Below are 15,394 nucleotides of genomic sequence, written 5' to 3' on the forward strand. Positions count from 1 at the left end.
TTGATTTTCAATAAAAAAGCAAGTAATTATAGTATAATAATTTTATCTTCGCAACCGCGTTTTACTTAAACCATTAGAGAAATTCAAAGCATGTTTAAAAGGCATTTAATTTATTTGTTTTTATTTGTTTATTCTTTGTCTTATTCGCAAATAGGGGGTAAGAGTGTGTATCAATTTTTGAACTTGGTGACTTCGCCAAGACAAGCAGCACTTGGTGGTAAAACAGTCACTTTATATGATGAAGATGTAAATCAAGGAATTTTTAATCCTGCCTCGATCAATCCTGAGATGCATAATCATTTAGCAATAAACTACGGAAATTATTACGGAGAAGTGACTTATGGAACGGCTTCTTATGCATATACTTATGACCGTCATTTACAGACTTTTCATGCTGGAGTTAACTATGTTAATTACGGTAATTTTGAAGGTTATGATGAAAATGGTCAACAAACGGCTTCTTTTACTGGAAGTGAAATAGCATTGTCAGGAGGATATTCATATAATGTCCCGTATTCAAATTTGCATATAGGAGCAAATGCTAAATTGATATCTTCAAGCTTAGAGACCTATTCATCATTAGGTGGAGCTTTAGATTTAGGGGTGATTTATATTGATGAACAAAACGATGTGAACTGGGGATTCGTAATTCGTAATATAGGAACACAATTCACTACCTACTCAGGCATTAAAGAGCAATTGCCTTTAGAGATTATATTTGGAGTTTCGCAAGAATTAGAGCATGTCCCTATTCGTTGGCATTTAAATTTAGAAAACTTACAGCAATGGAATATATCATTTTCTAATCCTGTTAGAGCTGAATCTTCTTTTGATGGAACTACAAAGGAGGAAAAAATTTCGTTTTTAGGAAACACTTTTCGACATGTGATATTGGGTGCTGAATTGTTTCCTCAAAAAGCTTTCAACTTGCGAGTGAGTTATAATTTCAGAAGAGCTCAAGAATTAAAAATAGTAGAACAGCGTAATTTTTCTGGTTTTTCACTAGGTTTAGGATTAAAGATGAATAAATTAAAATTCAATTATTCTTATTCTAGATATACCTTGGCAGGAAATACAAGTTTATTTGGGTTAACCATTAATTTTCAATAATATATTTTGACTTCAAAAATAACTATAGCAATAGATGGATTCTCCTCTACAGGTAAAAGTACTTTGGCTAAACAATTAGCTAAAGAATTAGGATATGCATATGTAGACACTGGAGCTATGTATCGAGCGATTACACTTTTTGCAATGCAAAATGGGTATATCAACAATGATTTTTTTGATAAAGAATCATTAATACATAGTTTATCCTTCATTCGCTTGCGGTTTAAATTTAGACCCGAATTAGGATTTGCAGTTATGATTCTTAATGATATAGATGTTGAGAGTGAAATTCGCACTATTGAGGTTTCTGGATTTGTGAGCAAAATTGCTGAAATTGATGAAGTTCGAGCGAAACTTGTCGAACAGCAACAAGAAATGGGGAAGGGCAAAGGAATTGTAATGGACGGTAGAGATATAGGTACTGTAGTTTTTCCAGAAGCCGAATTGAAATTGTATATGAATGCCAATGCACAAACTAGAGCGCAACGTCGTTTTGATGAGTTGGTTTCTAAAGGTGATACCGTTACTTTTGAAGAAGTATATAACAACGTAGTAGAGAGAGATTATATTGATACCCACAGAGCCAATTCTCCGTTGGTAAAAGCAGTTGATGCCATTGAAATTGATAACTCGGCTATGACTAGAGGAGAACAATTTTCTTTTGTTTTGGATTTGGTAAAGAAAATAATCTAGTTTTTTTATCTAATACACTGAAGGAAAACGTAATTATAAAAATAATTAGTTATGAATTAGCCCTGATTGAGCTGGTATCCTCGTAGCGTAGCGGAGAGATAAAGGCGAAAGCAGGAGGTGGAGTTGTACTAAAAACGAGAGTGTTCTGCTCCTAAATATTCAAATAGTTGTTTTAAAATGCAATCTTAAGCAGTGATTATAAGTAGTTTGTTTTGTAGTTAGGAAAAAAAGTTTTAATTTTGCACACCTTTTGGTGAATAAGAGTTTCCACTAGGTATCAATTAATTATACAAACAACTTCTGTTGTTTTCTATCATTCAAGAAACTCAAGAGAGCGCAGAATACAAATTTTTAATCAGCATGTCTGAACAAATCCAATCACAAGAAGAGTTTTTAGCAAATTTCAACTGGCACAATTTCGAAGAAGGAATTGATATCGTTGATGAAAAACACTTACAAGAATTCGAAGAATTAGTATCAAAAACTTTTATCGCTACTGACCAAGAAGAAGTAGTAGATGGTACTGTTGTTAGAATTACAGATAGAGACGTTATCGTTGATATCAATGCAAAATCGGAAGGTGTTATTTCGTTGAACGAATTCCGTTACAACCCAAATTTAAAAGTTGGTGATACTGTTGAAGTATTAATCGATATCCGTGAAGACAAAACTGGACAACTAGTTTTATCTCACAGAAAAGCACGTACTATCAAATCATGGGATAGAGTTATCGCTGCAAACGAAACAGGTGAAATCGTTAATGGTTTTGTAAAATGCAGAACTAAAGGTGGTATGATCGTTGACGTTTTCGGAATTGAAGCGTTCTTACCAGGATCTCAAATTGATGTTAAACCAATTAGAGATTACGATGTTTACGTAAACAAAACAATGGAATTCAAAGTTGTGAAAATCAACCACGAATTTAAAAACGTTGTTGTATCTCACAAAGCGCTTATTGAAGCGGATATTGAAGTACAGAAAAAAGAAATCATTGGTCAATTACAAAAAGGACAAGTATTAGAAGGTGTTGTTAAAAACATTACTTCTTATGGTGTCTTTATTGACTTAGGTGGAGTTGATGGATTGATTCACATTACTGACCTTTCTTGGTCTAGAATCAACCACCCATCTGAAGTTCTTGAATTAGATCAAAAATTAAATGTTGTAATCCTTGATTTCGATGATGAGAAAACAAGAATTCAATTAGGATTGAAACAATTAAACGCTCACCCTTGGGATGCTCTAGATGCTAAATTAGCAATTGGAGACAAAGTAAAAGGTAAAGTAGTTGTAATCGCTGATTACGGTGCTTTCATCGAAGTTGCTGAAGGTGTTGAAGGTTTGATCCACGTTTCTGAAATGTCATGGTCTACTCATTTACGTTCTGCTCAAGATTTCGTAAAAGTAGGTGATGTTATCGAAGCTCAGATCTTAACTTTAGATAGAGACGATCGTAAAATGTCATTAGGTATCAAACAATTATCTCAAGATCCTTGGACTGATATCACTTCTAAATATCCAGTAGGTTCTAAACATTCTGGTATCGTTAGAAACTTTACAAACTTTGGTATCTTCGTAGAACTTGAAGAAGGAATTGATGGATTAATTTACATCTCTGACTTATCTTGGACTAAGAAAATCAAACACCCATCTGAATTTGTAAATGTTGGTGAAAAACTTGATGTAGTAGTATTAGAATTAGATGTTGATGGACGTAAATTATCTTTAGGTCACAAACAAACTACTGCTAATCCTTGGGATCAGTATGAAGCTTCATTCGCTGTTGGAACTATCCACAACGGAGAAATTTCTGAAATTGTTGACAAAGGAGCTACTGTAGAATTTGGTGAAGACATCGTTGCTTTCATTCCAACTCGTCACCTTGAAAAAGAAGACGGTAAGAAATTGAAAAAAGGTGAAACTGCTGATTTCAAAGTAATTGAGTTCAACAAAGAATTCAAAAGAGTTGTTGCTTCTCATACTGCTATCTTCCGTGAAGAAGAAGAGAAAAATGTAAAAGCTGCAACTGAAAATACTTCATCTCCATCTGCTAACGCATCTGCGTCTACTTTAGGTGATAGTAATGATGTATTGGCTGCATTGAAAGCTAAAATGGAAAAATCAGAGAAAAAATAATTCTCAGAATTTCTTAAATATTAAAAACCTCACAATTTGTGAGGTTTTTTTTTGTTTAAAAATGTAACAATTGAAATATAAATCCTAAATTTCAGCCATAAATATAAATACAGAATCATGGAAGAAAATAGTACTGAAATCGGACTAAAAAAGAATTTTGAATTATCAGATGAAGCACAAGGATTCTTGAAGGAAACTGCCAAATGGGGATACTTTTTATCTATTTTGGGTTTTGTGTTCTTAGGACTTATGGGGGTTTTAGCTTTATCTATTGGAACCATTTTTGCTAAGTTTAACAGTTTTGGTGGTGGAATGAATCCAATGATGGGAAGAGGAACAGGTTTCTTTTCGGCAATATATATTGTGATTGCTTTACTGTATTTTTTTCCAATCTATTATTTGTTTCAATTTTCTTCTAAAATAAAGAATGCCTTCAAGTTTAATGACAACGAGCAATTAAATGCTTCTTTTGAATACTTGAAATCACATTATAAATTCATGGGAATATTAGCTTTGGTTTTTGTATCCTTTTATGGAGTTGTCTTTTTTATGACTTTTATAGTTGGAATAATTTCTGCTATGTAAAATTTAAATCATTTTTTTTTCTAACCTCCAATCCTATCTTTAGGATTGGAGATTTTTTTTAAAATTATTTTACATATAAGTCATTGACTCATAGCGTAAAATAAAATAACTACTGTTTTTTCTGCTTTTTTTAAATCCAAATCGAGAGTTGTAGCGTAAATGACTGTATAACTTAATAATTAAAATTATGAAAACGAGAAAATTTTTATCAGTAGCATTTTTAGCATTAGTATTCGGAGCAACATCTTTCGCTCAAAAAACAAAAATGGTAGGTGGAGCCGAAATGTTTCCAACTAAAAACATTGTAGAGAACGCGGTAAACTCGAAAGATCACACCACACTAGTAGCAGCTGTGAAAGCAGCAGGATTAGTAGAGACCTTACAAAGTAAAGGACCATTCACCGTTTTTGCCCCAACTAATGCCGCTTTTGAAAAATTACCAATGGGAACTGTAGAGACTTTGCTTAAACCTGAAAACAAAAAAATGTTACAAACTATTTTAACGTACCATGTAGTTGCTGGAAAAATGAGTTCCAAAGACATTATGAAAGCAATCAAAATGGGTAACGGAAAAGCAACCTTAAAAACGGTAAGTGGTGGGACATTAACGGCTTGGATGAAAGGAAAAAAATTATACATCACCGACGAAAAAGGTGGAATGTCAATGATTACAATTGCTAATGTGAATCAATCTAACGGGGTTATTCATGTTGTGGATACCGTTGTTTTACCAAAAGCATAATACAAAATTTTATCCATCAAAAAAGCCAATTCTCTTCAGAATTGGCTTTTTTGTATTTATAGGAGTCAGTAAATTATCTCAAACTTGCTCCTAATTCAGTTTCGAAATTAACTTGTAATTTACTCATGATTTTATCAATCTGTACATCAGTTAATGTTTTTGTACTGTCTTGAATAGTAAAACTCAAAGCGTATGATTTTTTACCTTCTGGTAATTTTTCACCTTCATAAACATCAAATAAATTGATGTTTTTCAATAATATTTTTTCAGTTTTCTTCGCCACTGTATAAATTGAGTCATAGCTTACTGCTTGATCAATTAATAAAGCTAAATCTCGTCGTACCTCTGGATATTTAGGAATATCAGTATATTTTATTTTTAATGAAATTGCTTTCAAAATGGCATCCCAATTAAAGTCTGCATAAAACACTTCTTGTTTGATCCCAAAGTGTTTCAAAATTGATTTTTTAACCACACCAAATTCAACTAAAGCATTGTGACCAGTACCAATTGCAATTCCTTCTGAAAACACATCTGAAGTCACTGGTGAGTTCAATGTTTTTGTAATTCCTAGTCGAGCTAATACCGCCTCAACATATCCTTTGAATAGAAAAAAGTTCGATGGTGACTGATTATTTGTCCAACTTTCGCTGTTGCGATTTCCAGTTTGAAACAAAGTCAAGTGTTTTTGTTCTTCAAAACCCGACAAAAATTTATGATAGGTTTTTCCGTATTCAAACAATTTCAAATCGTTATTTCTACGGTTGATGTTATAGGAAACAGCCTCTAAACCTGAAAATAATAAGGACTGACGCATCGTTGCTAAATCATTACTCAATGGGTTTAACATCGTTACATTATGTTCTTCTTTCAAATTCTCTGAAAGTTTTACATAATCTGCTGTTGTCAATGAGTTGGCCATCATTTCATGAAAGCCTTGTGAGTTTAATTGTGAAGCTACAATGTTTTGAAGTTTATAATCTTCATTTCTTGGTGCATTGCAAACCGTAGCGTTCAATTTTCCCGAAAAACCAATATTGTTGTACCCATAGACTCTCAAAATCTCTTCGATAACATCAATTTCTCTTTGTACATCTACACGGTATGCCGGAATCGTTAATCCTAAACCAGCTTCAGAAACGCTATTTATTTTGATGTCCAAAGAAGCTAATATTTGCTTAATCGTATCTTTTGGTATTTCTTGACCAATGATTTTCTTAACATTACCAAAGCTTACAAAAACCGTAAAATCCTCAATTTTCTTTTGGTAAATATCACTTACATCTGATGTAATCTCACCACCAGCCACTTCTTGAATCAAGATTGCTGCACGTTTCAAGGCATAAGCGGTAATTGTAGGGTCAATTCCTCTTTCAAAACGGAAAGAAGCATCTGTACTTAACTGATGTCTTTTAGCCGTTTTACGAATGCTTACTGGATTAAAATAGGCACTTTCTAAAAATATGTTTTTGGTATGTTCTGTAACTCCTGAATTTTTACCTCCAAAAACTCCTGCAATACACAAAGGTCCTTTTTCGTCACAAATCATCAAGTCTTCTTCATGAAGCGTGCGTTCAATATCGTCAAGGGTTGTAAATTTAGTTCCTGAAGGAAGTGTTTTTACAATGATTTTGCCATTGATTTTTGAAGCATCAAAAGCATGAAGTGGTTGCCCTAAATCATGTAAAACATAATTGGTCACATCGACAATATTGTTTTTTGGAGTAATTCCAATCGCTTTCAAACGGTCTTGCAACCAAGAGGGCGAAGGTTTTACTGTAATTCCAGATATAGTAACACCACAGTAACGAGGCGCAAGCGTAATATCTTCAATTTTAGTATCAATTTTCAACGTACGCATATCCACTCTAAAATTAGAGATAGAAGGCGTAATCAATTCCGTATTGATTCCTTTTTGCATCAATCCCGCTCTCAAATCACGAGCAGTACCCATGTGACTCATGGCGTCAGCACGGTTTGGCGTCAATCCAATTTCGAAAACTTCATCATTTTCGACTTTAAAAACTTTGGCAACAGCAATTCCAGGAACTAAAGTATCGTCGAGAACCATAATTCCGTCGTGACTCTGTCCAAGACCTAATTCATCTTCAGCGCAAATCATTCCGAAGCTTTCTTGACCACGAATTTTTCCTTTTTTAATGGTAAAAGGATTTCCTTCGGCATCATATAATATAGTTCCAATAGTCGCAACAGGTACTTTTTGTCCCGCAGCTACATTGGCAGCGCCACAAACCACTTGTATTGGCGCCTCAGCACCAATATCAACAGTCGTCACTTTCAAACGGTCAGCGTCTGGATGTTGCTCACAAGTCAAAACATGTCCTACAACAATTCCTTCTAGTCCACCTTTTATGGATTGGTATTTATCTACACCTTCTACTTCAAGACCCAAATCTGTAAGTAAGTGTGATACTTCCTCTGATTTCCAGTCGGTTTTAATGAATTGTTTAAGCCAATTATAAGATATCTTCATTTTGTGTTTTTTTCAAGATTGCAAATATAAACATTGTCAACCGAGGTTCAAAGTTATTAAACCCACTTTTTCTGATTATTCCCAATCATTTTTAGGAGTACAGCAATTGGTTTATTTAGGAAAGTAGGCACCTGCCATTTGCTACAAGCTTTACGGTTTTAAACCCTTTTTCTGAGGTGTTGCAGGAGCTTCTTTCAGTCGCTCTGCAACACCAAGAAAAAAGTGGTTTTCATCCCCTAAAGACTTTTCACGGCTGTCAGGACTAGGAGCGAGAGTTGGTATTTTTTTAAGACGATTTTTAAGTAGTGATTTATTTTTTTATTAAAGCGTCATAATAATTAAAAACCGCAATGGTTCTTTGAATTACTATATCAGAGTAAGAAGCCGTTGCGATATTTGATTGAATTGTTCCGCCACCAGAATACTGTTCTTTTGTCAAAGTGTTTATGAGTTTTGCTTCAGTATCCCGGAAAACTAACCACGATTTTTGAGCTTTAATAAGTACTTTTTTGTCGTTTACATTCAGTGACTTCAATAGTTTGTAATAATACCTATTCATCAATTTATCGTATGAATTAGTTTTCTCCATTACTGTAGTATTCATGCCAAATGTAGTGTAATCAATATCCATTCTTTTGGAAACTAATTGCTCAATACGAAAAGTATCTATCGAAAACTCGATTTGTTCAGCAGTAAATTCTTTTTTTAAAAGCATTAATTTTAAAGCAGGAACTTCTTTGTCAATTTCTGTATTTAGTTTTAGTAAAATCTGTGGTGATATTTCTTTTGGACCATTATTTTGGCTAATAAGAACAGTTATGGTAAAGAAAAATTGGAATAAAAAAACATGTTTCATAACATAAACTTATTTAAAAATTAAATCAATTCCTCCACATGCTTCTTGATATTCTCTGCTATTTTTCGAGTAGGTAAGTCATTGTCATCATGTCCAAAAGGCTCTTCGATTTCTTCGGCAATTAATTCTAAACTTGCCAAAACATAAAATATAAAAACAACGACTGGAACTACAAAATATCCCAAATTAAAAACATATCCAAAAGGCAAAGTCATCACGTAGAAAAAGATAAACTTCTTCAAGAAAACACTATAAGAATAGGGTATAGGGGTGTTTTTTATTCGCTCACAAGCACCACAAATATCGGTAAAAGATTGGATTTCGCTATTGAGAATAATCAACTGATCACCAGTTATTTTTTGCCTTTTGTATAAATCATTGATTCTCATAAACATCATTTTGGCTACTTGATTCGGACGATGTGTATGATGATTTTCCGGAAAAGAAATTTCATCGAATAATTGTTTACCTGTTTCTTCATCTTTTAAATGTTTATTTAAAATAGAAGTGTAACTCGGAATCATTTTTCTAAAAAAAGCTTTATCTTTTTCATCTTCCAAAATTGCATGTAATTTTATCGCCAAATTCCGACTGTTGTTGACCAAAGCACCCCATAATTTACGACCTTCCCACCAACGGTCGTAAGCCGTATTAGTTCTAAAGACCAATAACAACGAAATCACAAATCCCAACATGCCGTGCATCATCGAGATGTTCTTAACATGGCTATCATCTGGTAAATTCCAATATTCCAGTTCGAGATAAGCCACACTTGCTGAATACAGTCCAATGACTACCATCAATACAAACAATTGACGAAAAGTATCGGCTTTGTGGAAACGAAAAATAAAAATAATCCAGTCTTTAGGGTTGTAACTTATCATGTTTTTAACTTATATAATTCCAAATATTCTTCTTTTTGGTCAGTTCAAAATAGATGCTTTTGATAATTGCATTTTCTGGTTTTGCCAAGGGTTTATCATCAGTAAGAACACGTTGCGCATGATTACGCGCTAGAGCTAAAATATCTTTATCTCTAACAATATCAGCAATTTGCAGGTTCAAAATACCACTTTGCTGGGTTCCCATCAAGTCTCCAGGACCTCGGAGTTTCAAATCGACTTCGGCAATTTCAAAACCGTCATTCGTTCCTACCATCGTTTCCATTCGGACTTTACTGTCGGAGCTCATTTTGTGGCTTGTCATCAAGATACAATAACTTTGTTCAGCACCACGCCCCACACGGCCGCGCAATTGATGAAGTTGTGAAAGTCCAAAACGTTCCGCACTTTCAATAATCATCACGCTGGCATTGGGAACATTAACTCCAACTTCAATCACTGTTGTGGCAACCATAATATTGGTTTTTCCTTCCGAAAAACGTTTCATTTCGGCATCTTTATCAGCGGGTTTCATCTTTCCATGCAAGATCGAAATCGAGTACTGTGGTAACGGAAAATCACGAGAAATACTTTCGTATCCATCCATCAAATCCTTATAATCCATTTTCTCCGATTCTTGAATCAACGGATACACAATATAAATTTGGCGTCCCAAAGCTATTTCGTCTCTCAAAAACTTCCAGACTTTCAAGCGGTTGCTATCGTAGCGATGCACGGTTTGAATGGGTTTTCGACCTGGTGGCAATTCGTCAATCACGGAGATATCTAAATCACCGTACAAACTCATCGCCAATGTTCTCGGAATAGGAGTGGCAGTCATTACTAAAATATGAGGAGGAATCAAGTTTTTACGCCACAAACGCGCACGTTGTTCTACTCCAAAACGGTGCTGTTCATCAATTACCGCCAAACCTAAATTCTGGAATTTCACCTTGTCTTCCAACAAAGCATGTGTACCGATTAAAATTTGTAAACTACCGTTTTCAAGCTCTTCGTGAATGATTCTTCGAGCGGCAATTTTGCTAGAACCCGTTAATATTTTGATGTTTAAATTCAGCTTGTTAGCCAATTCCGAAAGTCCTATAAAGTGTTGATTAGCCAAAATCTCAGTTGGTGCCATCAAACACGCTTGAAAGCCATTATCTATAGCCAACAAAATACTCATAAACGCCACTATTGTTTTCCCAGAACCTACATCTCCTTGCAGTAAGCGGTTCATTTGGGCATTACTGCCCATATCAGTTCGAATTTCTTTTATAACTCGTTTTTGCGCTCCTGTGAGACTAAAAGGCAAGTGATTTATATAAAAATCATTGAATAGATCACCAACTTTGGTAAATGGATGCCCTTTTATTTTGTGTTTCTGAATTAAGTTTTTCAGAATCAATTGAATCTGAATATAAAACAATTCTTCAAATTTCAAACGGTATTCGGCTTTCGCCAAAGTATCCGTACTTTTAGGGAAATGAATATTGAACAAGGCTTCACGTTTAGAAATCAGCTTCAACTCTTCAATTAAGTAATCTGGTAAAGTCTCTGTAAATAAAGCTTTTGACTCGATAAAAAGTTGTTGCATCAACTTATTCACTGTTCGATTGGTTATACCACGATTAGCCATTTTCTCGGTTGAAGGATAAACAGGTTGCATGGCAGAACGCAGACTTTGCTGGTGCTCTGTGAGTAACTCAATTTCGGGATGCGCCATATTAAATGCGCCGTTAAACGAAGTACATTTTCCAAAGATCACAACCACTTCATTGAGCTTCAAAGATTCCTTAATCCATTTTTGACCTTGAAACCAAACTAATTCCATTTGCCCAGTATCATCTACAAAACTAGCCACTAAGCGTTTTTTGTTCTTGCCAAATTCGACCGTTTTTATATGGATTATTTTTCCTATAATTTGGACTTCGGCAGTAGTGTTTTGTAGTTCGTTGATTTTATAATATCGGGTGCGATCAATATATCTGTTGGGATACAAATTAATCAAATCTCCATACTTATGGATCCCTAATTCCTTCCTAAAAAGCTCACCCCTGCTAGGACCAACGCCTTTGAGGTATTCGATAGGAGTGAGGAGAAGATTGTTCATTTATTATTAACGATTTTTTATTTCAGATTTAGGAGTTGAATGACATCTTAGGAATATTCCCTGTTTTTCAAGCCATCTTACTTGTAAATCTATTAAAAAACGAAGATAGTTTTTTAATAGCGATTTTGAAAATTAGAATCTACAGAATTTATTACAGATGAAACGTAGATAATGTAAAAAAACAAAACAATAAAGCCTCGTTTGTCAACAAAATCAAACGAGGCTTTTAGTAGTTGTATAAAGTATATTTTAGTAAGGAAGTACTCTTTTATTTTTCATTTCTTCAAGTAATTCGGCACCTGCAAAGGTTTTTTCTCGTTTGAAAGCTAAAATTCCAGCAATAATTTGTGCTATACCACCATAAAATATCCCCATGGATAAGATTACAGCGCTAACAGGAAAGAATCCTAAATTGTGAAGGTTGAGTAAAATTGTTGTCATTCCAAAACCCATCAAGTACAAGGGGAGCTGGGTTTGCTAATTTGTTTTCCATAAATAGTTGATTTGGTTAGTCTTTTTCAAAATAAGTTTTATTTTGTTATTTCCTAAAAAATTACCGTAAATACTAAGAAAAAGCATGAAAAAACACGGACTAAACTTTGGTTTCGCATAGTATTAGCTTTTTAGTTCAGGAATGAAAACAAAGAAAATTAATGTCCTTATGTGTTTCGATAAAAAGTGAATATCTTTGAGCAAATAAATTTTATAAAATGACAACTCACTTAGCTTTACTTCGAGGAATTAACGTATCTGGTCACAACATGATTAAAATGGAGGCATTGAAAAGCTGTTTGGAAGCTGTTGGTTTTCAAAATGTAGTAACATATATTCAGTCTGGAAATGTTTTTGTAGACTCCGAAGAAGAAAATGCACCTAAAGTAGGTTTTCTAATCAAACAGGAAATTTTCAAGGTATTTGGTCATGAAGTACCTGTTATTGTGATTAATAAATCAGATTTGGCTGCTTGTTATACTAACAACCCTTTCTTGAAAGAGAAAGAAGCAGACACTAAAAAATTATATGTGGCTTTTATCTCTACAGCTTTACGAACAGATAGTATTAATGATTTAAGGATTAGTCAATTCAAACCTGATGAAGCGAGTATTGATGAAAATCGTATTTTTATTAAATATGCAGTTGGTGCTGGAAAAACTCGTTTTGACCAAAAGTATATCGAGAAGAAACTGAACGTTTCGGCTACGATTCGGAATTGGAATACCGTTACGCAGTTGTTAAAAATGTATGAGGAACGATTATAAAATAAAACAGATTTATAATCTTCAAAACAATAGATACTAAATTTAACAAATTACCACAAATTTTCGAAATGTATATCTATAATTTCTATGCTCTGACACGGCTTTTAAACGCAAATGAATCTGTATTTTGGCGAGTTTCAAAATAATGGCCTAATTATCTGAAAGTAATTTTTAAAAGATAATACTTATTTATATTTGTGACTACAAAGATATGAGCCCGACCCGCTCCCGACATTTCGGGATTTCAGCGGGTCACGCCCAAACTACTGTTATTCTGTTTATTGATAATGAGATTAAAACCTATTCAAAACCTTCCATTATTCCTGGGTAAATGCATTCTCCGTTCACTATATTTAATCCGAGCGAGAGGGAAGCATTTGTTTCGCAAGCTTTTTTCCATCCTTTGTTCGCAATTTGTAAAACATAAGTTAACGTAACATTTGTTAACGCCAAGGTTGATGTGTGAGGTACGGCACCGGGCATATTGGCAACACAATAGTGTACAACGTTGTCAATGATATAGATTGGGTCTTGGTGTGTGGTGGCTTTAGTAGTTTCAAAACAACCGCCTTGATCTACGGCAACATCAACCATTACTGTTCCTGGTCGCATATCTTTAAGCATGTCTCTTGTAATTAATTTTGGTGCTCTAGCTCCTTTTAACAATACGCCGCCAATGATTAAATCATGAGTTTGTATGTTTTTTCGAATGTTATACTCGTTAGAGTATTCCGTTGTGACATTATTTGCCATAATATCATTAATATAACGTAATCTCTTCATATTTACATCCATGATGGTTACGTGAGCACCTAAACCAGAGGCTTTTCGGGCAGCTTGCATTCCAACTACTCCTGCACCAAGAATCAATACTTTGGCAGGTGGAACTCCAGGAACTCCTCCTAACAATATTCCTAAACCACCGTAGGTTTTTTCTAAATATTTTGCACCTTCTTGTATGGACATCCTACCAGCGACTTCAGACATTGGTGTTAATAATGGTAAACTTCCATCAGGATCTTCTACGGTTTCGTAGGCGATGCAAATGGAATTACTTTTTAGCATTGCTCTTGTTAACGTTTCACTACCTGCAAAATGGAAGTAGGTAAATACAATTTGATCTGATTTTATTAAATTATATTCAGATTCAATTGGTTCTTTAACTTTGACAATCATTTCACTTTTCGCATAGACATCTTCAATGGTAGGGAGTATTTGTGCGCCAACGTCTATAAAATCCTGATCTGAAAAACCGCTACCTATGCCGGCAGTTTGTTGTATGTAAACGGTGTGATTGTGTTTTACTAATTCAAAGACACCTGCGGGTGTCATTCCAACGCGACTTTCATTGTTTTTAATTTCTTTGGGAACTCCTACTATCATAAATATGTTTTTAGTTATTAAATAAATTGTGAAATAAAATCACCTTTATAGGCGATATGTTGATAAATTTACAAAAAATCAACAGTAAAAACAATATTTATTGCGATAAATACATGAATTTTAACAAAAATTAAATATAAATACAGAGGTTTGTTAAATTATAAAATTTGATATAATTTACTTTTCGTATAGGAGCGAAGAGCCTTTTTGACTTAAATAAAATTCTATGTTTATATTTTTTAAAAAAGTATAGCGTAAATTATTTAGCTACCAAATCACAATACCAGAAACCAAAATCAAAAGTCGTATCAACCGTATCACAAGCTGTGTTAGACGGTTTTTGTTCTTTAGGTTTTTCGTATTTTCGATAGACAACCTCTCCAATTTTGAAATCGATAGGCTTAGAGAAAATGGGGCCAGCAAAGGTAAAAGTATGAAACTCTCCGTTTTCACCACAAACATCCACATTGTCGGGTAAATCATTGATGAAATCTTGGTCGATTATGCGACCAACAAAACTTTCGTCCAAATATTTTTCATTCACACAAACGACAATAGTCTTGAACCCTAAATCAATAAATTCGTGAATCAAGTCGGTTGTTGGGGTTTTCCAAAGCGGAAAAACACCTTTAAATCCCATTGTTGCTAGTTTATCTTCACGGTATTTACGTAGATCCTCTAAGAATATATCTCCAAAAATAGATTGGGTAATACCTTGGTTCTTTAGTTTTGTCAAAGTTTCAGTCATAACAGACTCGTAAACCTCCATAGTTGGCATTTCAGGAATTATCATAATTTCTAGTGGTAAACCGATGCTTTGGGCTTGTTGGTGCAGTAATTCAACTCGTACGCCATGCATGGATATGCGTTGGTACTGCTGATTGACGCTGGTAAGCAAACAGCTAATTTCTATTTCTGGGTTTTGTAGTGTTTTATATAAGGCTAAAGCAGAGTCTTTGCCGCTGCTCCAGTTGAATAAGGCTTTTGTTTTCAAAGAGATTAATTTGTGAGTATGATTGGTAAACTTACAAAATTTTAATGTTTTTTTGAAACACATAGAATCCTAGGGTTTTCTTTGCACTTATTTTTAGTTCTGTCGCTTAGAGAGAGAACATAGGATATCTGAATTAGACTTACGGAAT

At 34.1% G+C, this 15,394-nt stretch carries 13 protein-coding genes; 6 read left to right on the forward strand and 7 right to left on the reverse strand.

Annotated elements, in window-relative coordinates:
- Nucleotides 1-90: 90 nt before the first annotated feature.
- From porQ to ABZP37_RS12640, 5 genes are all read left to right on the forward strand, one after another.
- Complete coding sequence (porQ, locus tag ABZP37_RS12620) at nucleotides 91-1,110, forward strand: type IX secretion system protein PorQ (RefSeq protein ID WP_366183481.1); 1,020 nt, start codon at nucleotides 91-93, stop codon at nucleotides 1,108-1,110.
- Between the two features lie 6 nt (nucleotides 1,111-1,116).
- Nucleotides 1,117-1,803 carry a (d)CMP kinase gene (cmk, locus tag ABZP37_RS12625; protein ID WP_366183482.1) on the forward strand — a complete coding sequence of 229 codons (687 nt, stop codon included), beginning with the start codon at nucleotides 1,117-1,119 and terminating at the stop codon, nucleotides 1,801-1,803.
- Between the two features lie 360 nt (nucleotides 1,804-2,163).
- Nucleotides 2,164-3,939 (forward strand): 30S ribosomal protein S1, encoded by a 1,776-nt coding sequence (rpsA, locus tag ABZP37_RS12630; RefSeq protein ID WP_366183483.1) that lies wholly within the window; start codon nucleotides 2,164-2,166, stop codon nucleotides 3,937-3,939.
- Between the two features lie 117 nt (nucleotides 3,940-4,056).
- Nucleotides 4,057-4,524 carry a DUF5362 family protein gene (locus ABZP37_RS12635; RefSeq protein ID WP_366183484.1) on the forward strand — a complete coding sequence of 156 codons (468 nt, stop codon included), beginning with the start codon at nucleotides 4,057-4,059 and terminating at the stop codon, nucleotides 4,522-4,524.
- Between the two features lie 187 nt (nucleotides 4,525-4,711).
- Entirely contained in the window at nucleotides 4,712-5,266 is a 555-nt protein-coding gene (locus tag ABZP37_RS12640; protein WP_366183485.1) for a fasciclin domain-containing protein, read from the forward strand.
- 73 nt (nucleotides 5,267-5,339) lie between these two features.
- Here ABZP37_RS12640 and pheT read toward each other — a convergent pair whose 3' ends face one another.
- The 5 genes from pheT to ABZP37_RS12665 all read right to left on the reverse strand — a co-directional run bounded on the left by pheT (nucleotide 5,340) and on the right by ABZP37_RS12665 (nucleotide 12,072).
- Nucleotides 5,340-7,760, reverse strand: a complete 2,421-nt coding sequence (gene pheT / locus ABZP37_RS12645) for a phenylalanine--tRNA ligase subunit beta (RefSeq protein WP_366183486.1) — start codon at nucleotides 7,758-7,760, stop codon at nucleotides 5,340-5,342.
- Between the two features lie 310 nt (nucleotides 7,761-8,070).
- Nucleotides 8,071-8,616, reverse strand: a complete 546-nt coding sequence (locus ABZP37_RS12650) for a lysozyme inhibitor LprI family protein (protein WP_366183487.1) — start codon at nucleotides 8,614-8,616, stop codon at nucleotides 8,071-8,073.
- A gap of 20 nt (nucleotides 8,617-8,636) precedes the next feature.
- On the reverse strand, nucleotides 8,637-9,500 hold the full coding sequence (locus tag ABZP37_RS12655; protein WP_366183488.1) for a bestrophin family ion channel: 864 nt from the start codon (nucleotides 9,498-9,500) through the stop codon (nucleotides 8,637-8,639).
- Nucleotides 9,501-9,504: 4 nt separating this feature from the next.
- A complete protein-coding gene (gene recG, locus ABZP37_RS12660) occupies nucleotides 9,505-11,610 on the reverse strand; it encodes an ATP-dependent DNA helicase RecG (RefSeq protein WP_366183489.1) in 2,106 nt (701 codons plus the stop codon).
- Nucleotides 11,611-11,859: 249 nt separating this feature from the next.
- Complete coding sequence (locus ABZP37_RS12665) at nucleotides 11,860-12,072, reverse strand: acetate uptake transporter (RefSeq protein ID WP_366183490.1); 213 nt, start codon at nucleotides 12,070-12,072, stop codon at nucleotides 11,860-11,862.
- A 248-nt stretch (nucleotides 12,073-12,320) separates the two neighbouring features.
- Between ABZP37_RS12665 and ABZP37_RS12670 the strand changes: the two genes are divergently transcribed.
- Nucleotides 12,321-12,869 (forward strand): DUF1697 domain-containing protein, encoded by a 549-nt coding sequence (locus ABZP37_RS12670; protein WP_366183491.1) that lies wholly within the window; start codon nucleotides 12,321-12,323, stop codon nucleotides 12,867-12,869.
- Nucleotides 12,870-13,169: 300 nt separating this feature from the next.
- Here ABZP37_RS12670 and ald read toward each other — a convergent pair whose 3' ends face one another.
- Nucleotides 13,170-14,252 carry an alanine dehydrogenase gene (gene ald, locus ABZP37_RS12675; protein ID WP_366183492.1) on the reverse strand — a complete coding sequence of 361 codons (1,083 nt, stop codon included), beginning with the start codon at nucleotides 14,250-14,252 and terminating at the stop codon, nucleotides 13,170-13,172.
- 259 nt (nucleotides 14,253-14,511) lie between these two features.
- A complete protein-coding gene (locus tag ABZP37_RS12680; protein WP_366183493.1) occupies nucleotides 14,512-15,246 on the reverse strand; it encodes a diphthine--ammonia ligase in 735 nt (244 codons plus the stop codon).
- Between the last annotated feature and the right edge of the window lie 148 nt (nucleotides 15,247-15,394).

Source organism: Flavobacterium ovatum, assembly GCF_040703125.1.
Lineage (GTDB): Bacteria > Bacteroidota > Bacteroidia > Flavobacteriales > Flavobacteriaceae > Flavobacterium > Flavobacterium ovatum.